At 38.7% G+C, this 26,586-nt stretch carries 13 protein-coding genes, 3 rRNA genes and 2 riboswitches (1 of these 18 cut by a window edge); of the genes, 14 read left to right on the top strand and 2 right to left on the bottom strand.

Annotated elements, in window-relative coordinates:
• Nucleotides 1-162: 162 nt before the first annotated feature.
• Entirely contained in the window at nucleotides 163-1,332 is a 1,170-nt protein-coding gene (locus WCV66_RS01915) for a DUF4317 domain-containing protein (protein WP_338787786.1), read from the bottom strand.
• A 310-nt stretch (nucleotides 1,333-1,642) separates the two neighbouring features.
• Between WCV66_RS01915 and WCV66_RS01910 the strand changes: the two genes are divergently transcribed.
• Complete coding sequence (locus WCV66_RS01910; protein WP_338787785.1) at nucleotides 1,643-2,530, top strand: DMT family transporter; 888 nt, start codon at nucleotides 1,643-1,645, stop codon at nucleotides 2,528-2,530.
• A 221-nt stretch (nucleotides 2,531-2,751) separates the two neighbouring features.
• Here WCV66_RS01910 and WCV66_RS01905 read toward each other — a convergent pair whose 3' ends face one another.
• Entirely contained in the window at nucleotides 2,752-5,271 is a 2,520-nt protein-coding gene (locus WCV66_RS01905) for an NB-ARC domain-containing protein (RefSeq protein ID WP_338787784.1), read from the bottom strand.
• Between the two features lie 261 nt (nucleotides 5,272-5,532).
• Between WCV66_RS01905 and WCV66_RS01900 the strand changes: the two genes are divergently transcribed.
• The 13 genes from WCV66_RS01900 to WCV66_RS01840 all read left to right on the top strand — a co-directional run.
• The gene (locus WCV66_RS01900; RefSeq protein WP_066335665.1) at nucleotides 5,533-6,594 is read left to right on the top strand and encodes an NAD(P)-dependent alcohol dehydrogenase; all 1,062 of its coding nucleotides are present in this window, start codon (nucleotides 5,533-5,535) and stop codon (nucleotides 6,592-6,594) included.
• 292 nt (nucleotides 6,595-6,886) lie between these two features.
• Nucleotides 6,887-8,281 (top strand): MFS transporter, encoded by a 1,395-nt coding sequence (locus tag WCV66_RS01895; RefSeq protein WP_338787783.1) that lies wholly within the window; start codon nucleotides 6,887-6,889, stop codon nucleotides 8,279-8,281.
• Between the two features lie 141 nt (nucleotides 8,282-8,422).
• Nucleotides 8,423-9,355, top strand: a complete 933-nt coding sequence (locus WCV66_RS01890) for a carbohydrate kinase family protein (RefSeq protein WP_413789654.1) — start codon at nucleotides 8,423-8,425, stop codon at nucleotides 9,353-9,355.
• 251 nt (nucleotides 9,356-9,606) lie between these two features.
• Nucleotides 9,607-10,605: a DUF3231 family protein gene (locus WCV66_RS01885; RefSeq protein WP_338787781.1), complete on the top strand. Its 999-nt coding sequence runs from the start codon at nucleotides 9,607-9,609 to the stop codon at nucleotides 10,603-10,605.
• A 258-nt stretch (nucleotides 10,606-10,863) separates the two neighbouring features.
• On the top strand, nucleotides 10,864-11,826 hold the full coding sequence (locus WCV66_RS01880) for an AAA family ATPase (protein WP_066335648.1): 963 nt from the start codon (nucleotides 10,864-10,866) through the stop codon (nucleotides 11,824-11,826).
• Complete coding sequence (locus WCV66_RS01875; RefSeq protein WP_338787780.1) at nucleotides 11,826-13,046, top strand: DUF58 domain-containing protein; 1,221 nt, start codon at nucleotides 11,826-11,828, stop codon at nucleotides 13,044-13,046. Before WCV66_RS01880 ends, WCV66_RS01875 begins: the two co-directional genes overlap by 1 nt.
• Nucleotides 13,043-15,253 (top strand): DUF3488 and DUF4129 domain-containing transglutaminase family protein, encoded by a 2,211-nt coding sequence (locus tag WCV66_RS01870; protein ID WP_338787779.1) that lies wholly within the window; start codon nucleotides 13,043-13,045, stop codon nucleotides 15,251-15,253. Before WCV66_RS01875 ends, WCV66_RS01870 begins: the two co-directional genes overlap by 4 nt.
• Nucleotides 15,254-15,279: 26 nt before the next feature.
• A riboswitch (purine riboswitch) is annotated at nucleotides 15,280-15,381 on the top strand.
• A gap of 384 nt (nucleotides 15,382-15,765) precedes the next feature.
• Nucleotides 15,766-17,286, top strand: a complete 1,521-nt coding sequence (gene guaA / locus WCV66_RS01865) for a glutamine-hydrolyzing GMP synthase (protein WP_396652627.1) — start codon at nucleotides 15,766-15,768, stop codon at nucleotides 17,284-17,286.
• Between the two features lie 83 nt (nucleotides 17,287-17,369).
• Nucleotides 17,370-17,471: riboswitch (purine riboswitch) on the top strand.
• A gap of 167 nt (nucleotides 17,472-17,638) precedes the next feature.
• Nucleotides 17,639-18,961 carry an NCS2 family permease gene (locus tag WCV66_RS01860; protein WP_338787778.1) on the top strand — a complete coding sequence of 441 codons (1,323 nt, stop codon included), beginning with the start codon at nucleotides 17,639-17,641 and terminating at the stop codon, nucleotides 18,959-18,961.
• Nucleotides 18,962-19,302: 341 nt separating this feature from the next.
• A 16S ribosomal RNA gene (locus WCV66_RS01855) occupies nucleotides 19,303-20,852 on the top strand.
• Between the two features lie 363 nt (nucleotides 20,853-21,215).
• Nucleotides 21,216-24,146, top strand: a 23S ribosomal RNA gene (locus WCV66_RS01850).
• 80 nt (nucleotides 24,147-24,226) lie between these two features.
• Nucleotides 24,227-24,342: ribosomal RNA gene (gene rrf / locus WCV66_RS01845) — 5S ribosomal RNA — on the top strand.
• Together the 16S, 23S and 5S rRNA genes form the textbook arrangement of a ribosomal RNA operon.
• Nucleotides 24,343-25,247: 905 nt before the next feature.
• Nucleotides 25,248-26,586, top strand: partial view of a DUF6044 family protein gene (locus WCV66_RS01840; protein ID WP_338787777.1) — the 5' portion only. 338 nt of this gene lie beyond the right edge of the window; 1,339 of the gene's 1,677 nt are visible here — the first part of the coding sequence; the start codon lies at nucleotides 25,248-25,250; its stop codon lies beyond the right edge, outside the window.

Below are 26,586 nucleotides of genomic sequence, written 5' to 3'. Positions count from 1 at the left end.
GATAATTTTTAAAAAAATCAATCATTAGAAGAAAATTTGTTTTAAGTATTTTTTTTGCTCATAAAAGAGTTCTGAAGATACTTCCTTTAACCAAGTGAAGAAGCTTCAGAACCGTGGCCATTCCTATGTTAGTATTAAATATAACCAACTTTTCTTGTTTATTTAGTTCCCACCAAAAGCTTCTGGAATCATTGTAAAGCCTTCGATGACTGTATCTTCTTCTACTTCAATCATGAGGTAGCGTTTACCACTTAAATTAACTTGTTTGACGTATCTTAAATCTTGTGGACTTATAGAAATATTCGCTATTTTCGTGTTGATTTTAATTGATTTTGAAGTATACTTCGGGATGACGCTACTTGCTTTTAACTCATATTTGTCATCATCAATTACTTTTTGGAAGGCTGTTTCTACCTTTTCCCCATTTATATCTTCAAGGCCGCTTATCTTTAAAACACGTTCAATGTCTTTGGAGTCTAATTTTGGTTGTTCTTCTTCTTCATTTTCTTCTATCATACGGTTAATCTCTTCATACACATTAGAAAGAGTAGATGTATTTAATTGATCTCCTGTTGCTTCTTTAATAATTTCCTCAAAAACAATTTTGTCATCTTTTGCAGTCATTGTTTCTTCGCCATTTAAAACTTCCTCGATGAATTGGTGATCCGGCTCATGTACCTTTCCAGATGAATACAGAATGTGGTTGACATCTGCTACATTATCGGTAAAACAAGGAAATAGAAAACCGGCGATTGGAGCATTAAGGTTAATAATTGGGTCGACAACAAAACTGTACTTGAACTCTCTCTCGACATAGTCAAAAAGCAATTCTTTTTTTGGTTCTTGTGTATTATTTAGACTGCACAGAATGAATGGATGGGAGTAAACGGTATCTCGTTCACTTATCTCAGCCTCTTCATTTTTTCGTTTTGTTGGCTTTAAATATTCACCACGAATGAATGTAATGACAATATCCATCTCGTATTGTTGATTTACAAGCATTTTTCCTACAATTTTTAACATTTGCTCTTTCCAACCGTCCAAATCGCTGAGTAATCCTTGATGCAAAATTAGCTGACTGTTATTTTCAGCATCACGTTGAAATTTTAATTCAAAGAGCTTTTCATCCAATTGGCCGGCAAGTAATTTTTTAAAGTTATTCAAAAATAACTCTTGTTGATCTTGGTCAAGCATTTCAAAAGGTTGACTTTGGTGATGATAAATGTCACTTGATTCCTTCATAATATATACATTAAAAATTTCGGAGATCTTGAGTAAATCATTATTTATTTTGAATTGTTTTCGAATCTGCGCTATGTCTTTTTTGTTCATGACTAAATACACTCCTAAGCTTTACCTGATTTGTAAATTAGAAGGTAGAGAGTAAATCATTACTCAATTGATTGCTCTCTACCCTTTGAGAGTTTGAAAGTATCATTTATTTTAACATAAATTGTTATATATAATTAGGTGTACTTAAGTGTGAAGAAAATTTGCTTCTGAGTGTAGATAGTTTAAATCCTAATAAACAGAAAGTTCTAAAATATTTTGAATAGAGTTGTATCTAAAATGGAAAATTGTCAAATTTGAATTTTTTATTATCGTTAGATATATTGTACTAAAGACACGGGGAGAATCATGAATGAATGGATTGATGCTTTTTTTATGTATTATTTGGGGTTTTAATTTTGTAATTATGAAACTGGGCAATGATGTGTTCCCACCTGTTTTGTTTGCAGCCTTTCGGTTTTTGCTTGGGGCAATTGTACTTTTTGGGTTAACCTATATTAAAAAAATCCCGCTGCCAGGTAAACGGGAACTTAAATGGTATATTCTCTGCGGCTTTCTGCAGACAACTTATTTTAACATTGCTATCCAAATTTCATTAAATTATATAAGCGCGGGGCTTACTTCTGTTTTAACCTATAGTATGCCATTGTTTCTTTCACTTATGGCACATTATTTCATTCCTGGAGAAAAATTGACTGTAAGTAAAATCATTGGAATCTCGATTGGAATAGTAGGGTTGTTTTTAGCAATGGATATTCAGTTTGGAGGAAATATATGGGCTCCCATTCTTGCGTTAAGCTCTGCAGTAACATGGGCGCTATCAAGTTTAATATTCAAAAAGAAATTGCAAGGCTGTGACACTGTTCAATTTACTACATGGCAAATGGGAGCGGGAGCTATTGGCTTGTTTATGTATTCGATTAGTTTTGAACATGGCCAGTCACATTGGAGTCTTATGGCTGTAGTATACCTTTTATATTCCGGAATTTTGGCCTCTGCATTAGCTTTTGTTATATGGTCTCATATTCTTTCTAAAATGGAAGCCAGTAAAGCATCAATTTCTTTGCTAATTGTACCCGTAGTTGGTACTCTGTCAGGAATACTATTTTTAAACGAAGATTTGAATGCTATTACATTGATCGGAATCATTTTAGTGCTTTTAGGAGTTTGGCTAGTGAATTATACAGGTTCTGCCCGTATCTCATTACAAAGTCATCCATTCTTAAAGGTGAAAAAATAGTGTTGGGTGGGGATTTTTCAGGAGTTAACCTATAAATCTTCAATGGTAGTATTAAAAATTATATTATCTAAACACACTAAATCTCTTTTATTGTAAATATAAAAAAGCATGAGTCTATTCCGATATTGAACTCATGCCTTGAAAGTTGTTAAAACTAAATTTGATTTTAAGAGCTAAAACCATAAAGAATCGCCTAAAAATGCTATAATTATGGCTTCTATTTAACTATTTTCAATGAACTCATTAAGCAGTTCCACTTCTTTTCGAATACTAATGGTTGGTTCCCATGAATCGATAAGGTTGATAGCCTTTTGATTTGATTTTTGTGCTTTTGTATAATCTCCTTTGCGTGATAACAATAGGGCAATTCCATAATGATAATAGATTAACTCAATCTGATTCGCTTTATTTTTGTCATAAAGAATATGATTAAAAGTGGCTTCTGCTTTCTCAAATTCGTTACAATTCACATATGCGATACCTAGATTAAAATATGCTTCAATGGTTTTTTCGCCGCCATACATTGTGCTGATTTCATTGGCCGCTTCGTATAATTGGATTGCCTCTTCATCTTTTCTACGCAACAAGCAAAGGTCTCCACGAACTAATAAAACTCTATGTTGAATAATCGGGGTAGTCGATATATTTTTTACTTCCTCTAGAATAGCTTCTGCTTTCTCTGAATTGCCTACTTTTAAAAACAGTTTCGATTTTAATGCGAGTCCCCAAACCTTTAAATCGTAGACATCCGTGTGGTGCGAATTCAATTGCTCTAGTATCTTAAGCCCACTTTCTATTTGAAGTAGGGCTCCATCCGAGTCATTAACCTCCATAAGTGCCCAGCCTACTGTGTCAATTCTAAAAAAGGCTTCTAGCGTATTTTTACCCAATTGATTGGCGTAATCAGCAGCTTTAAGTCCAAATTCGATCCGTAACGGCAAGTTAATCCGGCTTAAAAAGTGACTAATACGGGTTACCAGTTCAATTAATAGCTCCGTTTGTCCAGTTTCACTTGCCCACTTTATGACCTTAAGTATGTTTGGCCATTCTTTTTTCATTTGCTCCAAATCTCGACCAAGCAAATAACTCCAATAAATAGAATTTGGTTGCTCTCGTTTTAAATGAGTTTCTAAATAGTTGATATAATATTGTCCCCATCGATTGCGTGCTTCCTTCTTAAACTCTTGATTTTCGGACAGGTGTTGTTCGCCATATGCAACAACGGTTTGATGTCCAAAATAATGTATTTTTCCCTCTATACGCTCTGGTTGAATCAGTGCATAGGTCCGCATCTGTTCAACAGCATAACGAAAATTCCGAGCATCTAATCCCGCGGCTGCAGCCCAACTCTCTTCATCAGGAGGTTTACTAAAAAAGCACAGCACTTGCCATAGACGTCGGGTATCTTCATCACATCGATTCCATGTTCGTCCGAAAAGGAAATCAAATAATTCTAACAGTGAGTAGCCAGCTTTACCTAGATCCCGAATAAGTTGTTTTGCAGGAATGTCATCATCTGCAATGTAGGCAATGCTAAGCGCCATAGCTTTAGGATTACCGGCAGTCGCCAAAATTAGCTGGTGCTGAATTTCAGGGGAGATATTCAATAACTGTTCCATCTTTTCTCGTTTGTTTGGAGAATTACACGTTTTTAAATAACGATGCACTTCGTAGGATAGAAAATCAAGTGCTTCAGCTTTTTCAAGACCCATTAGTTGAATGGTAGCCATTTCCTGAAAAACTTCTCTATATTTTTGGTTTAAGTTCTCACGAGATGTTAGGATTACTTTTACACCTTGAGGTAGGTTGGTAATGAATTCGTGAATTTCGCGATCAGCAGTATCAATGCTGTCTACAATGAGCAATACTGGTTCTTCCCTAGAGTAATTTGCTAATGCATTACGTACAACAAAACGTTTTTCATTAATCGATTTATCTATTTGTTCAACGCGTCCAAGCTGATAGGCGATTGTATTTAAGAAATCGCTAAAGGTTATCCCTTTCCAATCAGCACTGACCCAAATGATACAACTAAATGTTGGCCAACCTACGTCGGCACGAATAGATTCTCCAAAGGGATTCCCAGTACAGGAGTATGCTACTTCAAGTGCTATCGTCGTTTTTCCCATTCCAGCCCATCCGGTAATTAAACATACTGGGGAGGGAGAAAGCATCCACTGCTGGATAGCCTCCAAGTCAAATTTCCGTCCGATGAAGTTCCCTGACCAACGTGTTGGTAAGTTATGTATCAATGGTTGTTCCTTACTTGTACTATTTTCATAATTTGACATATCAAACAATCGTTTCATGACGATCTCAATATCTTCATCAAGCGGTGCACCGAAGGTCTTATCATTTTGTAACGTTTTCGCTTTTTTAAGGCATGAAGCTACCCACACAGGTAATGCAGGTTTTATGACAGGGATGGTAGTCGTCTCCAGTATTTTTGTAAACCACTGTATATTCATGTCACTTTTTTCAAGAATGATCCAGATAATGCCGAATAGTTTTCCGTCGTCAATCCGCCCAGGAATATATTTTTGGCCCATTTGCCCTAGCCAGCTTTTAATGGTGTTAGAAGATACCCCCAGATAAGCAGCGATTTTATCTAAATAAGATTGTAATGCTGAAATTTTTTCGTTTTTTATCCTGCTGATCTTATATTCAGGATGGAGCTTTAATGACTTCACACCAGATGATAACAATTCTGCAAACTTTTTCTGGTCTTCAAGTTCTGCCATAATCTACACACCTCCTTTACTCTTTATTTTATCAATTCATGTCTATTTGTATATGAAAAATCAAAAAAGTACAGTGTAACTGTACTTTTATACAGTATAAAAAGCTACTGAACCTTCAGGTGAGAATGTAGAATTAGTTTGTGACAGGGGATATTCTGAAATGTATACACTTACATCGGAATACTTCGAATAAAAATTAATTCTAATTAAAGCGTTTTATTACAGTATTATAGAAATTTTATAAAAGAAAGGAAATTACAGATGAATAACACAGTACCTAAAACCATGAAAGCAGCTGTTATGCACAGCACAAGAGAAATTAGTATTGAAACATTGCCTGTACCCCAAATCGATCATAATGAAGTTTTGATTAAGGTGATGGCAGTTGGCATATGTGGTTCGGATTTACATTATTATACCCATGGTAGAATTGGTAAATACGTAGTGGAGAAACCAATTATCCTTGGCCATGAGTGCTCAGGAGAGATAGCTGCGGTTGGATCTTCTGTTAATAACTTTAAAATCGGCGATCGCGTTGCTGTTGAACCAGGTGTAACCTGCGGACACTGTGAAGCGTGCAAAGAGGGACGTTATAACCTTTGTCCAGATGTGGAGTTTTTGGCAACACCACCAGTTGACGGCGCGTTTGTACAATATATAAAAATGCGACAAGACTTTGTCTTTTCAATCCCTGATAATCTTACCTATGAAGATGCTGCCCTAATAGAGCCCTTTTCTGTTGGGATTCATGCAGCAATGAGAACGAAGCTTCAACCGGGATCAACAATTGCGATTATGGGAATGGGCCCGGTTGGTCTAACGGCTGTTGCAGCAGCCAAAGCGTTTGGAGCAAGCAAAATCATTGTGACTGACTTGGAGCCATTACGGCTTGAGGCTGCAAAACAAATGGGTGCAACTCATGTTATTAATATTCGGGAACAGGATCCACTTATTGAAATCAAAAACATCACAAATGGTATAGGAGTTGATGTTGCTTGGGAAACAGCTGGAAATCCAGTAGCGCTTCAATCCGCGTTAGCTTCCGTTCGTCGTGGTGGAAAGCTTGCTATTGTGGGGCTACCTGCTCAGAATGAAATCCCGCTTAATGTACCACTCATCGCGGACAATGAGATAGATATTTATGGCATCTTTCGGTATGCTAACACATACCCAAAAGGGATTAATTTCCTCGCTTCTGGTATCGTTGACACTAAGCATCTTGTGACGGATAGATATTCGTTAGCAGACACTCGCGAAGCAATGGAACGTGCACTCAATTTTAAGAATGAGTGTTTAAAAGTTATTGTAAATCCAAATGACTAATACTGAGATAAGGATGAATAAATCTATAAACTAGGGGGCTATTCTTCATACCCCCACCAATTAAAAGAAACTAGAGTAAATCTCTAACATTAGAAAGCGGTTTAACTCTCTTGGAGCGGATTTGATATCGATAGAAGAATAACTAATAACTAAATCAATCCGTTTGTGTTGTAGATGAGTTCTATTATAGGAAGAGGAATTGATGACATTGATTTTTGTTCACAATTCCATTATAGACTTGAATACTTCCAATAACACTTATTATTGAAACCGGATTCTGGAGGTATAAACGATGATAGAAGCAGAACAATTAGTAGTAACGAAGTCTAAAGACAAAAATAAAACCAACTCTAGAGCTAGTTTATCCTGGTTAGAACGAATTGGATATGGACTTGGTGATATGTCGTATAATATTGTTTTCCAATTTGTTAATGCATATCTACTATTCTATTATACAGATGTCGGTGGTATTCATCCCGCGGTTATCGCAACCTTATTCTTGGTAGTAAGGGTTTTAGATGCTATTTTTGATCCTATCATGGGTGTCATTTTAGATAAAACCAACACTAGGTGGGGGAGAGCAAGGCCATATTTGTTGTGGGTTTCACTTCCTTTTGCATTATTCACTTTCTTGTGTTTTACCACTCCTCAATTTGGACCAACTGGAAACATTATCTATGCGTACATTACTTATATTTTACTCGGCATGTCCTTTAGTATGCAAACGATTCCAGTTAACAGCTTAACAGGACGGATTACGAACGATGTGCAGGAAAGAACAGTATTAACTACCACTCGAATGATATTGGTTTATATTGGGATCCTCCTTTCCATTGCGTGTGCAACACCACTAGCAACAGCTCTAGGTGGCGAGAACCAAGCACTTGGATTTCAGATGACTGCTCTAGTCTACGCTATTGTAAGTATCGTTTTGAATCTCTTTAGCTTTATTACAGTACGAGAGCGGATCGTTCCTAAAATGAGCAAGAAACATGGAATGAAAATGACTTTATCTGTTTTAATTAAAAACAAGCCTTTGTTAATTCTAGCTTCATCATTTTTAGCGTTCGCTATTGGATTTAATATTAAGCTCAGTACAATGGTTTACTACTTTACGTACAATGTTGATCAAAAGGAATTGGTGTTTTTTGGAACCGTTCTATTCTTTGGTGCAGCGTTAATTAGTAACGTATTTATCCCTGTAATTTCTGAAAAATGGGGTAGAAAGAACGTGATGATTATCTCGGCTGCTATCTCTCTTGTTTCGTACGTCGGGCTACATTTTACTCCCTATTCTTCAATCACGCTTATTTTAATTTGGTTATTTGCTTCGGGATTCTTTACTACTCCATTGAATACGCTTGCTTGGGGGATGATTGCAGATTGTGTCGATTATGCTGAATGGAAAACTGGAGTTCGGGCAGATGGAGTTGTGATTTCCAGTATGAGTTTTACGAATAAATTAGGAGTTGCACTTGCTGGGTCGTTCTCTGCCATTTATTTAGGAATAGCAGGATATGTTCCTAATGCTGAGCAAACAGTAACTTCACTAAACGCTATTAAAAATATGAATGCATTGATACCTGGACTTTTTATTTTACTTTCGATTGTAATTATTTGCTTCTATCCTATAACTGAAAAGGGATATAAAAAAATGATTTCAGAGTTGGAGCAAAGGTCTAACTAGGAGTGAATATCGTTATTCATTCATTAACTAGTGATGTAAATCTTTCTTGGACTAACATAAATTTAGATTAAGTAAAAGAGTGTGATATATGTGCAAAATAGTAGTGAAAGTCTTTCAGTTGTATGTGTTGGAGAGTTATTAATGGATTTCTTTTGTACTGATATTGACGTTGATTTAATAGAGGGAAGCCAATTTTTAAAAAGTGCTGGTGGTGCACCGGCCAATGTTTCAGCTGCTATTGCAAAATTAGGAGGAGACGCCTCCTTTAGCGGAAAAGTAGGTAAGGATCCCTTTGGCTATTTCTTGAAACAAACATTAGAAGCTGTAAACGTAGATACCTCTATGCTTGTTATGGATGAGAAAGCAACAACTACACTAGCTTTTGTTTCATTAAAGAAAAATGGAGATCGTGACTTTGTATTCCATAGGGGAGCAGATGCATTGTTAACATTAGGTGATATTGATCAGGATAAAGTAAGTCAATCTAAGATTCTCCATTTTGGTTCGGCTACGGCTATGTTATCAAATCCATTTTGTACAACCTATTTAAATCTCATTTCTAATGCGAAAGATGAGGGGCAATTTATATCTTTTGATCCTAACTATCGAGGCGATTTATGGGCGGGGAGATCCCATGTGTTTGTCACATTCGCTAAAAAGGCAATTGCTTTAAGTGACTTTGTTAAGGTAAGTGATGAGGAGCTGGAGATAATCACAGGTACTAAAGATTATGAAGAAGGTGTTAATATCCTTCATGCACTTGGAGCAGAGATTATAGCTGTTACCCTAGGTAAAAGAGGAACACTGCTGTCTAATGGCAATAGAAATGAAATTGTAGAAAGCATTCCTGTTACATCAATTGATTCTACAGGAGCAGGAGACGCTTTTGTCGGTGCGACCTTATTTAGGTTAGCAAAAACTGAGCATATTAAATCTATTTATAAAGATTTTGAGCAGCTACGTGATATTGTGTCTTATGCGAATAAGATTGGAGCTCTCGTTTGTACAAAAATAGGAGCAATTGAAGCACTGCCGAGTATTAAAGAGGTGGAAAGTTCTATGTATCAAAAGTAATGAAGGGGATTTATAAGAGAATAATACAAAATTTTTAAAATCTCTATTATAAAAATTGCTCATACTTTTGATCATAGGCATTTTTTTAGTGAAAGATGGAAACACTTTTCATTACTAATGTGATCAACTTCTATTATACATATTTTTATTATCATTTTAATCTTCTAGGAAGTTTGTGACGTTGGGCGAAAATATTGATTCATAAAATTGATCTCAATGGTTACATTAAGAAAAAACTAGGAGGTTTTAATATGACTTCAAGGTCAGCGCCTATCACTTCATCTGAATTAGCTAACCTATGGATGGCTTATCAAGAAAAAACCATGATCGTCAGAGTATTGGAGCATTTTATAGAGCATGCCTCAGATGAAGAAAAGCAGCTTTTACAATCGCATTATAATAGTGCTTTAAATAATATAGAGATGATTACAAGTATTTTACAACAAGAAGGCGCAGTTGTTCCTATTGGTTTTACAGCAAGCGATGTACATAATGGTGTTCCGAAGTTGTATGATTACATGTTCGATATCATGTATTTGCATATGATGACTAAAGTGGAAATGAGTCTTTATGCACTTTTTACAGGTATGTCCTATCGAAAAGATATTGAAGATTTTTTTATAAGTTTGACGTCGGAATCCCAAGCGATGAACAGCCAAGCAACACAATTCCTATTAGAAAAAGGGGTTCTGGCACGTCCGCCTTTTGTAACAATGCCAAAAGAGGTTAATTTTGTACAAGATAAAAATTATATGGGTGGGTTATGGTTTAGTGAAAAGAGATCTTTAAATACGGTTGAAGTTTCTCTTATCCATCATGCTGTTGAAACAAACCTTGTAGGGATGCAATTAATGATTGGCTTTGCTCAAGTTGCTTCTGATCAAGAGGTCCAAGACTTTCTGGCAAAAGGAATGAAATTATCAAAAAAAATTGAAATCGATCTAGGTGAATTTTTACGCGAAAGCTTTATTGAACCCCCAGCTACTCATGCAGGAAAAGCAACAACATCAAAAACAGCACCATTTTCTGATAAATTGATGATGTATAACACCAGTTTATTAGCTTCATTTGGTCTCGGGAGTAATGCATTAGGCGGTGCATTTAGTTTACGAAGTGACTTACCGACAAAAATGGCCTTTATTGCGAAAGATATTTTCACTTTCGCTCAAGATGGTGGGAAAATTATGATCAAAAATGGCTGGATGGAAGAACCACCACAGATTGAAGATCGAAATCAACTAACAAAATAATTGATTTATAAAACATAAACAAAAACAAATTTCTAATAAGTGTTCACTAGGTAGTTAATGTACATCCTTAGTTTGGAAAATAAATGAATATCGCTAATGCACTAACTAGGTTTCTCAACAGTTTACTGAACTTTGAGAAGCCTTATTTTATTTTATTTTAAAAATTAGAAAGTATTGTAAATTGCAAAAGGGTTTTGATAAGTTTCTCAGAATACTATAATAGGAAGTAAGGTAGATACTCATCCTAGGAGGAAAATCATGTCTCATATTGAAGAAATGCATCCAAAACTCAGACGAGTTATTGAAAATATTGAAAACGTTATGATTGGAAAGAGGGATGTTAGTGTATTAAGTCTTGTGGCGTTACTCGCAAATGGTCATGTTTTACTTGAAGATGTGCCTGGTGTAGGAAAAACGATGATGGTTCGTGCACTTGCAAAATCGGTAGGGGTAGAATTTAAACGAATTCAGTTTACTCCAGATTTACTCCCGTCAGATGTAACAGGTGTGTCGATTTATAATCCTAAGGAATTAAGGTTCGAGTTTCGGGAGGGTCCAATTTTTGGTAATGTGATTTTGGCAGATGAAATCAATCGTACATCGCCAAAAACGCAATCTGCCTTACTTGAAGGGATGGAAGAGGGGAGTATCACGGTTGATGGTATAACAAGAGTGCTTGCTAAGCCGTTTTTTGTTATGGCAACACAAAACCCAGTAGATTACGAGGGAACGTATCCATTACCTGAGGCACAGCTTGATCGATTTTTGTTTAAGCTAAGAATGGGTTACCCATCCAAGTCGGAAGAATTTGAAGTACTGACACTAGCGGAAAAAGAAAGACCAATTCATAAAATTGATAGTGTCATTACAAAAGAGGAATTAGTTGAACTTCAAAACGAAATTCAGCATGTGTTCGTAGATGAAACGATTAAGAATTATATAATAGATATTACTGGAAAAACAAGAAAGCATCCATCCATTTATTTAGGAGCTAGTCCTCGTGCTTCAATTGCACTAATGAAGGCAGCTCAAGCGTATGCTTTTATTACTGGAAGAGATTATATCATTCCAGATGATATTCAATTTTTAGCACAGTATGTGTTACCACATCGGATTATTTTAAGATCAGAAGCAAAATTTGAGGGGAAAACTGCTGAAGAAATCGTAAGTGATATTATCATTAGGACAACTGTGCCGGTGCAAAGGTCGTTAAGTCGTTAATGTTGAATTCCTTCAAGAAATTTAGTACAGGTTGGAAGCTTGTTTCCCTCATATTTCTCACATTAGCAGCATTTAGCTATGCGATGTTTCAAGGTGGATTTGTTAGCTGGTTTCTCTTCTATAGTTTTTTACCCTTTGCGATTTACTCACTTTTGTTAATGTTATATCCTGTTCGTGGATTCAAAGTTACTAGAACCGTCAATCAAGAGCAATTTACTGTTGGTCAAACACTAATTAGTACAATTACGATAAAAAGAAAATTACCATTTCCTTTATTTTATCTGTTAGTTGAGGATGAACTTTCTGAAAAGCTCCAGGCTAGTGAAATGGTGGAAGGACCAAAAAAACTCTTTTTTCCATGGTTTAAAAGAAGAATTTCTTTTAGCTATGTTTTAAATCAAATGCCTCGGGGAGAGCACCATTTTTCCACGATTCGTATTAGAACGGGAGATCTCTTTGGAATGATTGAAAAAGAGGTGTTCTTTGAGGTGGAGAATTATTTTCTCGTTTACCCCTCAATAGTAAGTTTAGTCTATCATCCAAATCAAAGGCAATTTGAACAAGGATCTGCCTCTAGTTTAGCGAAATACTGGCAGGATTCGACGATGGCAGTTGGCGTAAGGGAGTATCAGCCCGGGGATAAGTTTGCTTGGATTGATTGGAAAGCTACTGCGAGAAGAGACTCAATCATGACAAAGGAATTTGAACAGATGCAAAGTCATGATGTTGTCATCATTTTGGATCGTACAAAGTCGGTTATGTTTGAATCGATGATTACGTATACAGCTTCTTTAATACGGGCAATTATTAGAAGTGGGGCTCGTGTTGGTCTTGTTTCAATTGGGAAAAGTAAAAATATTTTTCAATTACATGCTGATGAGCAGCATAGTAGGGAACTTTTGTATCATCTTGCAAAAGTTGATTGTGATAGTAACGAACCTTTATCAACTATTTTACAAAACGATCTATTGAAAACGGAAATGAAGCAAGTTACAAATATCATTGTTTCTAGCCATCTATCAGTAGATTTTGTACGTAAACTCGAATATCTTGTGAAACAGCAGCAAAAGTATATACTGTTCATGATTAAAAAAGGTCATGAAGAAATCTCAAAAGAAGAGACTGTTTTAATCGAGCGATTGAAAAAGCATCATATTGAAGTGAAAGTTGTTAGTAGTTTAGCTACTAATAAAGGGTTTAAAGAGGTGAAAAGCTCGTGACAACTCAAATTTCTCATGATGGGAAAGCAACTGCCTTCGTCTATTACTTATTTGCGTTTATGCTGTTATGGGAGTGGCTAAGACCACTTCAAGAATTTACAGATACTGCAAATACGTTTATTTTTGTTTTCTTTATCGGAATAAGTTTCTTACTTATTTTCTTTAAATCTCGTTGGTATGTTACTTTTCCAGTCAAGATAATTATCATTTTATTTATGCTACACGGTCTCTATTTCGAAGGTGTGTTTTTTAGTTTCCTTTGGGTAAAAGAGCTAGTTCAGGATATTATGTTTAATATCAGTTTAATTCCAGGTGCTGACTGGGAAACTATGACTCCTTCATTTAGATCATTCTTGTTTTTTATTTTATTATGGTTACTAGTTTACTTGATTCATTATTGGATTCTATTTCAAAAACGTATATTTGTTTTCTTTGTGTTAACGCTTCTGTATATTACTGTTTTAGATACTTTTACACCATATGATGCCACATTCGCAATTGTACGAATTGTATTAATTGGATTTTTTATGCTTGGTTTGCTTTATTTTGATCGTTTAAAAAAGATAGAAAACTTAAAAGTGAAGGGAATGGCATCCTTCCGTTGGATATTACCACTATTTGCCTTCATTTTCCTGTCAATGTTTCTAGCGTTTTTAGCACCGAAGGCTTCGCCGCAATGGCCAGATCCCGTTCCATATATTACAGCTATTGGGCGCGAGGATGAAGATGAAGGTGGTTTGAAGAAAATTGGTTACAGCCAAAATGATGAGAAGCTTGGTGGAGGTTTTATCGGGGACGATACAGAGGTTTTTACACATGTATCAACAGATCGACATTATTGGCGGATTGAAACGAAAGACGTTTACACTGGGAAAGGGTGGGAGGTATCTGACCCAGAAGCAAGCCTAGAGGAACTAAAATTTGATGAATTAAATTGGACTGATGATAGAGTAGAGACGAAAAGTCTGGAATCGACAATAACCATTGATAAAAGCTATCGCCATCTCCATGTGATGTATCCCCTTGGCTTAACATCTGTTCAAACGGATAACAATATGGGTTTTTATTTTAATCGAAATACCGAATTAATTACTCCTTTCCAGGAAGATGAGGGTTCACGGGCGGAGTTTATGACCTATGAAGTTGGTTATGAACTCCCTTCATATCCCCTTAATGAAATGAGGAAGGAGCAAAAGTTTTCTAATGTCCCTGAAGGGTTTATTGAACGATACACACAATTACCTGATTCACTACCTAGCCGTGTGAGGGATCTTGCAGTTCAGATAACTGCAAATGCAGATAATCAATTCGATCAAGCAAAGGCAATTGAGAATTATTTAGGGTCAGTTGAATTCACATATGATAAGGAAGAAGTCGCCATCCCAGGGGAAGATCAAGATTATGTTGATCAATTTTTATTTGAAACATTAAAGGGGTATTGTGATAACTTTTCAACATCAATGATTGTTTTATTACGTTCAATTGATATCCCTGCAAGATGGGTCAAAGGTTATACAGAAGGGGATTTCATTAATAACGTAACTAGTACTGAAAAGGAATATCAGGTTACAAATAATAATGCCCATTCATGGGTTGAAATCTATTTTGATGGTGTTGGCTGGGTTCCTTTTGAACCAACTAAAGGTTTTGTAAATCCTTATGATCTTACTTTTGACTATAAGAATACTGAAGTCGAACAAGATCAGATAGGGGAGGAAGATTCCAGTACTGAAAAAGAGGAACAAGAGCAAAAACCAACACCAGAAAAACCTGAGAAGGAAGAGCAAGGAACAACTGCCTCCTCAGACAATAAAGGATTAAGCTTGTTTAACTTTCAATTAGGTAGTGTTAGTTTATATGGCACGCTTTTGTTTATTCTTTTACTTGGTTTTGCAATTTATAAAACTAGAATGAAATGGCTACCAAAATTTATAATTAATAAATACAAAAAACGTACAGATGATGAAGTATTTTTCCAAGCATATGAGTCACTATTAAAACAATTTGATCGTTACGGAATAAAAAGAAAGGAAAGCCAAACCTTACGAGAATATGCTCATTATATTGATCGTTATTTTAATATTGTGCATATGACAGCATTGACGAGAAACTATGAAAAGGCATTGTATCGTCGAGATAATGCAAAAGAGGAATGGCAAAGATCAGTTGAATTGTGGGAAAATTTAATTAAAAGGACATCATCTTGACCATTGTATAAGAGATTGATAGAATAAATAAAATTATATAAATCCTTCATATATCCTCGAAAATATGGTTCGAGAGTCTCTACCGGGTAACCGAAAATAACCTGACTATGAAGGCAGAATAAGTTCGCGCATGTGACTAGAATTCTGCCTTCTTTTTATTTGAAGGCCAGGAGTCTAGTTTTTTTGCTATTTAGGCTAAGCTATATACTTGTAAGTATTTTTTGGGTTATGATGCTTTGTATGATAGCTAGTCTTTAGTATGAAAGAAATGGGGACGGAACTACGCTAATTAATTAGCATAACCAGACTATTTCCGAATTAGATAGTTGAGCTTCTATAGGCTAGAATAGAGCTTGCTCTTTTGCGAGGCCATATAGGAAAGTGACTTGTTTTAAAACTCAGCTTTTTCCTTATTTTAATGGTGACGTGAATTTGTTAAATGAGTTTTGTATAATAAGTAATATTGTAGTGATAATACGGATGAGGTGACGATAGTGGCAAACATTCATGAAATGGTAGTAGTTTTAGACTTCGGGAGTCAGTATAATCAATTAATTACTAGACGAATTCGCGAATTTGGAGTTTATAGTGAGTTGCATCCTCACACACTTACAGCTGAAGAGATTAAAAAAATGAATCCAAAAGGAGTCATTCTTTCAGGTGGACCTAATAGCGTATATGGTGAAAATGCTTTTAGTTGTGATGAAGCAATCTTTGATTTAGGGATTCCTGTTTTAGGTATTTGTTACGGAATGCAGCTTATGACACATACTCTTGGCGGAAAAGTTGAAGCAGCTGATCACCGTGAATATGGTAAAGCGACAATTGATATTCACGGAAAGCCTTCGCTTTTCTCTGACTTACCAGAGCAACAAGTTGTTTGGATGAGTCATGGTGATCTTGTAAAAGAAATCCCTCAAGGGTTTAGTGTAGATGCTATAAGTACATCATGTCCATATGCAGCAATTAGTAATGAAGAGCGTAAGTTTTATGGCGTTCAATTCCATCCAGAAGTACGCCACTCTGAATTTGGAAATGACCTTTTGAAAAACTTTGTATTTTCTATTTGTGAGTGTGCAGGTAACTGGTCAATGGAGAACTTCATTGAGATGGAAACTGACAAATTGAAGGCAAAAGTAGGTAATAAAAAGGTATTATGCGCGTTAAGTGGTGGTGTTGATTCATCAGTTGTAGCGGTATTAATCCATAAAGCTATTGGTGACCAATTAACATGTATCTTTGTTGATCATGGTCTATTGCGGAAAAATGAAGCTGAGAGTGTAATGAAGACATTCACTGAAGGCTTTAATATGAATGTTATAAAAGTTGACGCAAAAGATCGCTTCTTAAACAAATTAAAGGGTGTTTCAGATCCTGAACAAAAACGTAAAATCATCGGAAATGAATTTATTTACGTTTTTGATGATGAATCAGCTAAATTAGAAGGTATTGAATTCTTAGCTCAAGGTACACTTTACACTGATATCATTGAGAGTGGTACAGCAACAGCGCAAACAATTAAATCTCATCATAATGTTGGTGGCCTTCCAGAAGATATGGAATTTGAATTAATAGAGCCATTAAGCACGTTATTTAAAGATGAGGTTCGTGCATTAGGTACAGAGCTAGGAATTCCAGATGAAATTGTCTGGAGACAACCTTTCCCTGGTCCTGGACTAGGTATTAGAGTACTTGGTGAAATTTCTGATGAAAAACTTGAAATTGTTCGTGAATCTGACTATATCTTACGTGAGGAAATTAAAAAGGCTGGTCTAGATCGTGATATTTGGCAGTACTTCACAGTTTTGCCTGACATTCGTAGTGTTGGGGTAATGGGAGATGCGAGAACTTATGATTATACAATCGGTATCCGTGCAGTTACGTCTATTGATGGTATGACATCTGACTGGGCACGAATTCCATGGGATGTATTAGAGGTTATTTCAACAAGAATCGTTAATGAAGTAAAACATATTAACCGTGTTGTGTACGATATTACTAGTAAGCCACCTGCAACAATTGAGTGGGAGTAAAATACGAACGAAACGAACATTATTTTAAATAATGTTCGTTTTTTGTTGACGGAGGGACTTTAGGCTGATAGAATGAAAAAGGAATTAAATAAGACGAAATACATCGTATAATATTGGGGATATGGCCCAAAAGTTTCTACCAAGCTACCTTAAATGGCTTGACTACGAAGTACTAATAAATAGGTGGAAAGTACTGTTTATTACTATTTTTGTACGTCAAGCGCTCACGTTTCTATGGTGGGCGTTTTTTGTTTGAACTTATTATTTAAATGAATAGAACTCATTAGTGTATATAAAATAAACCCATATCCCTTGCGTTAACATTTGAATTAAATTTAGGAGGACAATCATAATGAAGAAGTATTTTCAATTTGATGAATTAGGTACTACTTATCGCCGTGAAGTTATTGGTGGATTAACGACTTTCTTATCGATGGCATATATTTTGTTCGTAAATCCAACTACATTGTCAATGAGCTCGATCCCTGATTTACCAGCAGAAATGAGAATGGATCCAGGTGCGGTCTTTACAGCTACTGCGATTGCTGCAGCAATTGGTTCTCTATTAATGGGCCTTTTAGCAAAGTATCCAATTGCACTTGCTCCAGGTATGGGATTAAACGCATTTTTCTCTTTCACAGTTGTATTAACGATGGGCGTACCTTGGCAAACTGCTTTGTCTGGTGTGTTGGTATCGGGTTTAATTTTTACTCTACTTACTTTGTCGGGCTTACGCGAAAAAATCATTAATTCAATTCCTGCAGAACTAAAATTTGCTGTAGGAGCTGGAATTGGACTTTTCATTACATTTATCGGGTTTCAAAATGCAGGTATTATTGTAAATAATGATGCAACACTTGTTGGATTAGGAGATTTATCAAACCCACAAACACTTCTAGCTATATTTGGAGTGGTTCTTACAATCATACTAATGGTTCGTGGCGTTAAAGGTGGAATTTTCTACGGAATGCTGATTACGGCAATTATAGGAATGTTCTTTAATCAAATTGACGTACCTGATAAGATTGTCGGTTCGATCCCAAGCTTAGCACCAACATTCGGGCAAGCATTTATGAACTTGGATCAAATTTTTACAATACAAATGCTGGTTGTTATCTTAACTTTCTTATTTGTAGATTTCTTTGATACTGCAGGTACTTTAGTAGCGGTAGCGAATCAAGCTGGTTTAATGAAGGAAAACAAATTACCAAGAGCAGGGAAAGCGTTGTTTGCTGATTCAGCAGCAACAGTTGTAGGTTCCATTTTAGGGACATCAACTACTACTTCTTATATTGAATCCTCTGCAGGAGTTGCGGCAGGTGCTCGTTCCGGATTTGCTTCAGTAGTAACAGCAGTTCTCTTCTTGCTAGCATTATTCTTTTCTCCATTATTAGGAGTTATAACACCTGCAGTAACTGCACCAGCTTTAATTATTGTAGGTATATTAATGGTTTCGTCATTAGGGAAGATTGATTGGGAACGTTTTGAAATTGCAGTTCCAGCATTTTTAATAATTATTACAATGCCATTAGCATATAGTATTGCAACTGGTATTGCGATTGGATTCATCTTCTATCCTATTACAATGGCTCTTAAAGGCAGGGCTAAAGAAATACATCCAATAATGTACGGATTGTTTGTTGTTTTTGTTTTGTATTTTATCTTCATATTATAGAGAGTAATCATAAAGAGGAAGATAGTGAGGTCACACTGTCTTCCTCTTTTACTATTTTGAGAATTAATCTTTATGAATTAATTGTTGACTCTATTATTTATAACTGTTATAGTAATAAAGGTCATCCGAGAGGCAATCATAACTCAGAGATTGACACAAAAAAACATTTCGAAATATGTTGACATTTTATTTTGAAATGTGTTATATTATTAAAGTCGCTTCTGAGAGAAACGACTAACGATGATCTTTGAAAACTAAACAAAACCAAGCGTGCCAACGTTAATTTTTAATTAACAAAAACGTACTATATAGTATAAAACTTATGAGCTATATCAAACACTTTATTGGAGAGTTTGATCCTGGCTCAGGACGAACGCTGGCGGCGTGCCTAATACATGCAAGTCGAGCGAATCGATGGGAGCTTGCTCCCAGAGGTTAGCGGCGGACGGGTGAGTAACACGTGGGTAACCTGCCTGTAAGATTGGGATAACTCCGGGAAACCGGAGCTAATACCGGATAACATTTTGAACCGCATGGTTCAGAATTGAAAGATGGTTTCGGCTATCACTTACAGATGGACCCGCGGCGCATTAGCTAGTTGGTGAGGTAACGGCTCACCAAGGCAACGATGCGTAGCCGACCTGAGAGGGTGATCGGCCACACTGGGACTGAGACACGGCCCAGACTCCTACGGGAGGCAGCAGTAGGGAATCTTCCGCAATGGACGAAAGTCTGACGGAGCAACGCCGCGTGAACGATGAAGGCCTTCGGGTCGTAAAGTTCTGTTGTTAGGGAAGAACAAGTACCAGAGTAACTGCTGGTACCTTGACGGTACCTAACCAGAAAGCCACGGCTAACTACGTGCCAGCAGCCGCGGTAATACGTAGGTGGCAAGCGTTGTCCGGAATTATTGGGCGTAAAGCGTACGCAGGCGGTTTCTTAAGTCTGATGTGAAAGCCCACGGCTCAACCGTGGAGGGTCATTGGAAACTGGGGAACTTGAGTACAGAAGAGGAGAGTGGAATTCCACGTGTAGCGGTGAAATGCGTAGAGATGTGGAGGAACACCAGTGGCGAAGGCGACTCTCTGGTCTGTAACTGACGCTGAGGTACGAAAGCGTGGGGAGCGAACAGGATTAGATACCCTGGTAGTCCACGCCGTAAACGATGAGTGCTAAGTGTTAGAGGGTTTCCGCCCTTTAGTGCTGCAGCAAACGCATTAAGCACTCCGCCTGGGGAGTACGGTCGCAAGACTGAAACTCAAAGGAATTGACGGGGGCCCGCACAAGCGGTGGAGCATGTGGTTTAATTCGAAGCAACGCGAAGAACCTTACCAGGTCTTGACATCCCACTGCCCGGTATAGAGATATACCTTTCCCTTCGGGGACAGTGGTGACAGGTGGTGCATGGTTGTCGTCAGCTCGTGTCGTGAGATGTTGGGTTAAGTCCCGCAACGAGCGCAACCCTTGATCTTAGTTGCCAGCATTTAGTTGGGCACTCTAAGGTGACTGCCGGTGACAAACCGGAGGAAGGTGGGGATGACGTCAAATCATCATGCCCCTTATGACCTGGGCTACACACGTGCTACAATGGATGGTACAAAGGGCTGCAAGACCGCGAGGTCAAGCCAATCCCATAAAACCATTCTCAGTTCGGATTGCAGGCTGCAACTCGCCTGCATGAAGCTGGAATCGCTAGTAATCGCGGATCAGCATGCCGCGGTGAATACGTTCCCGGGCCTTGTACACACCGCCCGTCACACCACGAGAGTTTGTAACACCCGAAGTCGGTGGGGTAACCGTAAGGAGCCAGCCGCCTAAGGTGGGACAGATGATTGGGGTGAAGTCGTAACAAGGTAGCCGTATCGGAAGGTGCGGCTGGATCACCTCCTTTCTAAGGAAAATGAGGCACACTTGGTTTTTGTTTAGTTTTGAGAGATCATACTGATCTTTCAATATGTAAGAAAAGACATAGGAGTTTAAATGCATCTAGCATTTGCACATCCTGTGCTTTATGTTCCTTGAAAACTAGATAACGATAACAATTCAAGTAATTCACTGAGTTTAAACGCTTAGTTTAGTGATTCTCTTAGTAATATTAACGGATATTCAGTAAGTACTGATATCTTGAGACGAAGGAGAAGCGAGAAGTTCGAGGCGATGAGTGGTCGAGGAGCGGAATGTACGTTTTGTGTACATGAGCACCGCAGAACACGAAGTCAACGAAGAAATTCGAAGCTTATCATTCGTCGAAGAAGGTTAAGTTGTTAAGGGCGCACGGTGGATGCCTTGGCACTAGGAGCCGATGAAGGACGGTACTAACACCGATATGCTTCGGGGAGCTGTAAGTAAGCTTTGATCCGGAGATTTCCGAATGGGGAAACCCACTGCTCGTAATGGAGTAGTATTTTTACCTGAATACATAGGGTAATAAAGGCAGACCCGGGGAACTGAAACATCTAAGTACCCGGAGGAAGAGAAAGCAAACGCGATTTCCTGAGTAGCGGCGAGCGAAACGGAATTAGCCCAAACCAAGAGGCTTGCCTCTTGGGGTTGTAGGACACTCTATACGGAGTTACAAAGGAACGAAGTAAATGAAGAGGTCTGGAAAGGCCCGTCAAAGAAGGTAACAACCCTGTAGTTGAAACTTCGTTCCCTCCAGAGTGGATCCTGAGTACGGCGGGACACGAGAAATCCCGTCGGAAGCAGGGAGGACCATCTCCCAAGGCTAAATACTCCCTAGTGACCGATAGTGAACCAGTACCGTGAGGGAAAGGTGAAAAGCACCCCGGAAGGGGAGTGAAATAGATCCTGAAACCGTGTGCCTACAAGTAGTCAAAGCCCGTTAATGGGTAATGGCGTGCCTTTTGTAGAATGAACCGGCGAGTTACGATCCCGTGCAAGGTTAAGTTGATGAGACGGAGCCGCAGCGAAAGCGAGTCTGAATAGGGCGAAAGAGTACGTGGTCGTAGACCCGAAACCAGGTGATCTACCCATGTCCAGGGTGAAGTTCAGGTAACACTGAATGGAGGCCCGAACCCACGCACGTTGAAAAGTGCGGGGATGAGGTGTGGGTAGCGGAGAAATTCCAATCGAACCTGGAGATAGCTGGTTCTCTCCGAAATAGCTTTAGGGCTAGCCTTGAATTTAGAGTCTTGGAGGTAGAGCACTGATTGGACTAGGGGCCCCCAACGGGTTACCGAATTCAGTCAAACTCCGAATGCCAAAGACTTATATTCAGGAGTCAGACTGCGAGTGATAAGATCCGTAGTCAAGAGGGAAACAGCCCAGACCACCAGCTAAGGTCCCAAAGTATACGTTAAGTGGAAAAGGATGTGGAGTTGCTTAGACAACCAGGATGTTGGCTTAGAAGCAGCCACCATTTAAAGAGTGCGTAATAGCTCACTGGTCGAGTGACTCTGCGCCGAAAATGTACCGGGGCTAAACGTATCACCGAAGCTGTGGACTGTTCTTTTAGAACAGTGGTAGGAGAGCGTTCTAAGGGCTGTGAAGCTAGACCGTAAGGACTAGTGGAGCGCTTAGAAGTGAGAATGCCGGTATGAGTAGCGAAAGAGGGGTGAGAATCCCCTCCACCGAATGCCTAAGGTTTCCTGAGGAAGGCTCGTCCGCTCAGGGTAAGTCGGGACCTAAGCCGAGGCCGAAAGGCGTAGGCGATGGACAACAGGTTGAAATTCCTGTACCACCTCCTCACCATTTGAGCAATGGGGGGACGCAGAAGGATAGGGTAAGCGCGCTGTTGGATATGCGCGTCCAAGCAGTTAGGCTGACAACGAGGCAAATCCCGTTGTCACATAAGGCTGAGCTGTGATGGCGAGGGAACTATAGTACCGAAGTTCCTGATTCCACACTGCCAAGAAAAGCCTCTAGCGAGGTGAGAGGTGCCCGTACCGCAAACCGACACAGGTAGGCGAGGAGAGAATCCTAAGGTGAGCGAGAGAACTCTCGTTAAGGAACTCGGCAAAATGACCCCGTAACTTCGGGAGAAGGGGTGCTTTTTAGGGTGAATAGCCCGGAAAAGCCGCAGTGAATAGGCCCAGGCGACTGTTTAGCAAAAACACAGGTCTCTGCGAAGCCGCAAGGCGAAGTATAGGGGCTGACGCCTGCCCGGTGCTGGAAGGTTAAGGGGAGAGGTTAGCGTAAGCGAAGCTTTGAACCGAAGCCCCAGTAAACGGCGGCCGTAACTATAACGGTCCTAAGGTAGCGAAATTCCTTGTCGGGTAAGTTCCGACCCGCACGAAAGGCGTAACGATCTGGGCACTGTCTCAACGAGAGACTCGGTGAAATTATAGTACCTGTGAAGATGCAGGTTACCCGCGACAGGACGGAAAGACCCCGTGGAGCTTTACTGTAGCCTGATATTGAATTTTGGTACAGCTTGTACAGGATAGGTAGGAGCCTGAGAAGCCGGAGCGCTAGCTTCGGTGGAGGCGTCGGTGGGATACTACCCTGGCTGTATTGAAATTCTAACCCACAGCCCTTATCGGGCTGGGAGACAGTGTCAGGTGGGCAGTTTGACTGGGGCGGTCGCCTCCTAAAATGTAACGGAGGCGCCCAAAGGTTCCCTCAGAATGGTTGGAAATCATTCGTAGAGTGTAAAGGCACAAGGGAGCTTGACTGCGAGACCTACAAGTCGAGCAGGGACGAAAGTCGGGCTTAGTGATCCGGTGGTTCCGCATGGAAGGGCCATCGCTCAACGGATAAAAGCTACCCCGGGGATAACAGGCTTATCTCCCCCAAGAGTCCACATCGACGGGGAGGTTTGGCACCTCGATGTCGGCTCATCGCATCCTGGGGCTGTAGTCGGTCCCAAGGGTTGGGCTGTTCGCCCATTAAAGCGGTACGCGAGCTGGGTTCAGAACGTCGTGAGACAGTTCGGTCCCTATCCGTCGTGGGCGTAGGAAATTTGAGAGGAGCTGTCCTTAGTACGAGAGGACCGGGATGGACGCACCGCTGGTGTACCAGTTGTCTTGCCAAAGGCATAGCTGGGTAGCTATGTGCGGAAGGGATAAGTGCTGAAAGCATCTAAGCATGAAGCCCCCCTCAAGATGAGATTTCCCATAGCGTAAGCTAGTAAGATCCCTGAAAGATGATCAGGTTGATAGGTCTGAGGTGGAAGCGCGGTGACGTGTGGAGCTGACAGATACTAATCGATCGAGGACTTAACCTAATAAAAGCGTTAAATAAAGTGAATTGAATTGTGAATCGTTATCTAGTTTTGAAGGAACATCCCTTCAATTTCATAAATTATCTGGTAATGATGGCGAAGAGGCCACACCCGTTCCCATGCCGAACACGGAAGTTAAGCTCTTCAGCGCCGATGGTAGTTGGGGGTTTCCCCCTGTGAGAGTAGGACGTTGCCAGGTAAGAGAGAAAAGGATCAGTAGAGATACTGATCTTTTTTGATATTTTTTAAGCCGAAAGGTTTATTATTTAAAACTGAAGACAAATTTAACCTATTAGCATGAGGCTTGGGAGAAGCATATAAAGGAACTTCTACTAAAAACCGCCACGTCCTGTGGCAACGAAGAAGTCAGCACATCCTGTGCAAGTGAGGAAGCGCAGAGAGTGAAGACCGGAATGTGCGTTCTTGGCACATGAGGATCTGAATGAACAAGCTGACGAAGAGATTCGCCGCTTATCGCAAGCCGATATCCGAACACGGAAGTTAAGCTCTTCAGCGCCGATGGTAGTTGGGGGTTTCCCCCTGTGAGAGTAGGACGTTGCCAGGTAAGAGAGAAAAAGATCAGTAGAGATACTGGTCTTTTTTTGTAGACTTTTTTATTTACCGAAAGGTTTAGTGATTTAAAACTGAAGACAAATTTAACTACTTGCCTGAGATATTCTTGGCACAAGAGGATATGAATGAACGAGCTGACGAAGAGATTTCGCCGCTTATCGCAAGCCGATATCCGAGCACGGAAGATAAGCTCTCTCCGCCGATGGATATATAATAAGGATCTCTTGCAAAAACACCACGTCCTGTGGCAACGAAGAAGTCAGCACATCCTGTGCAAGTCTTGTGAGAGTAGGACGTTGCCAGGTAAGAGAGAAAAAGATCAGTTGATATACTATTCTTTTTACTTTTCCTCTGAAATGAATTATCAATATACGTTAAGTGTATGTTGCAGAGAATTGAGGTATACTTTCTTGCCAGCTAAGCAATTTTCTTGAACTAAATTTGTAAAATTGACCACTTTTTAGTATTTTTCTTCAATTTCAGTAAATGTTAATAGTACGTTTCATGTAATGCATAAATTTAGAGGTGTGAATGTTGTCATTAAGTTATTTTAAGTCAGAAAAGAAGTTAATCATATTTTCCTTATTAATCATCTGTATTTATTTAGTTCCACTTTTTATTTTTGGGGAAAAAGCCCATATTCGAGTGCATGACAATCTGGATTCTAATATGGCCTGGTACAAAGTTTTGAGTGCTAGTGGACAAATTCATGGACCTAAAAATGCAATTATTCCACAAGTAATAAATGGTCTACCTAGAAATGCATATGGAACTGAATTTAGTCTTATTGTTTGGTTGTATTCAATATTCCCGACTATGACAGCTTACGCAATTAGTCAAATGATTACACGAATTTTTGCTTTTATAGGAATGTATTTATTACTAAAAGATCACTTTATTAGGAAAAAGGATTTTATGGTCTTCAATGTAGGTGTAGCTTTAGCATTTTCCTTAACGCCTTTTTGGCCATCAGGAATGTTGAGCACATTAGGTATGCCGTTAGCACTTTGGGCATTTTTACATATAAGACATCGAAATGGTACTTGGAAGCATTACCTTGTTTTAACTCTTCTCCCCTTGTATTCGAGTATTGTACTAGGTTTTTTCTTTTTCTTATTTGCAATGGGAATATTTTGGGTAGTTGATCTTTTTAGAGGGAAACTAAACGTTCACTTTCTACTAGCCATTATTTATATGACCTTGTTATATCTTGTGGTGGAATATAGATTAATTTACTCCTTTTTATTTGATGATGAACCTAATAGTAGAGATGAATATTTCCATGCGAGGCTTTCCTTGTGGAGAGTTATTCGCTTAACTTTTAAGAACTTTGTGCTAGGACATACACATGTTATGACTGTGCACGGCCTTTTTATAATAGTTGTAACTTTGATTGCTTTATATCTGGTAATAGTCAAAAAGGTTTGGAAACAGGAAGGAGTATTTATATTCCTTTTATTACTTAACTTTATTTTGTCAGCGTGGTATGCCTTTTGGTTTTATAAGGGGTGGCTTCCATTAACGAGGAAGTTACATTTTATGGATACGTTTAATTTTGCTAGGTTTCAATTTTTGAGACCATTAGTTATTTATGTTGGGTTTGCATTGGGTTTAAAAATCATATGGGATCATAGTAAAAGATGGAGACAATATGCAATATTCTTTTTAATAGCTCAAATCTTATTATTATTTTGTTTTAATGATGAAATTATTTATCGGAAAAAGCCTTCAGTGTCGGAGTTCTACTCTGAGGATCTCTTCGAAGAGATTGAATCACATATTGGTTTACCCCAAAAAGATTATCGTGTTGCTAGTATTGGAATCCACCCTGCAATTGCTCAATATAACGGGTTTTACACGCTTGATACCT

It is taken from the genome of Metabacillus rhizosphaerae (assembly GCF_037201795.1).
In the GTDB taxonomy this organism is placed as follows: Bacteria; Bacillota; Bacilli; order Bacillales; family Bacillaceae; genus Metabacillus; species Metabacillus rhizosphaerae.
The sequence above is the reverse complement of the archived record's forward strand: the minus strand, read 5'-3'. Positions and strand labels throughout refer to the sequence as shown.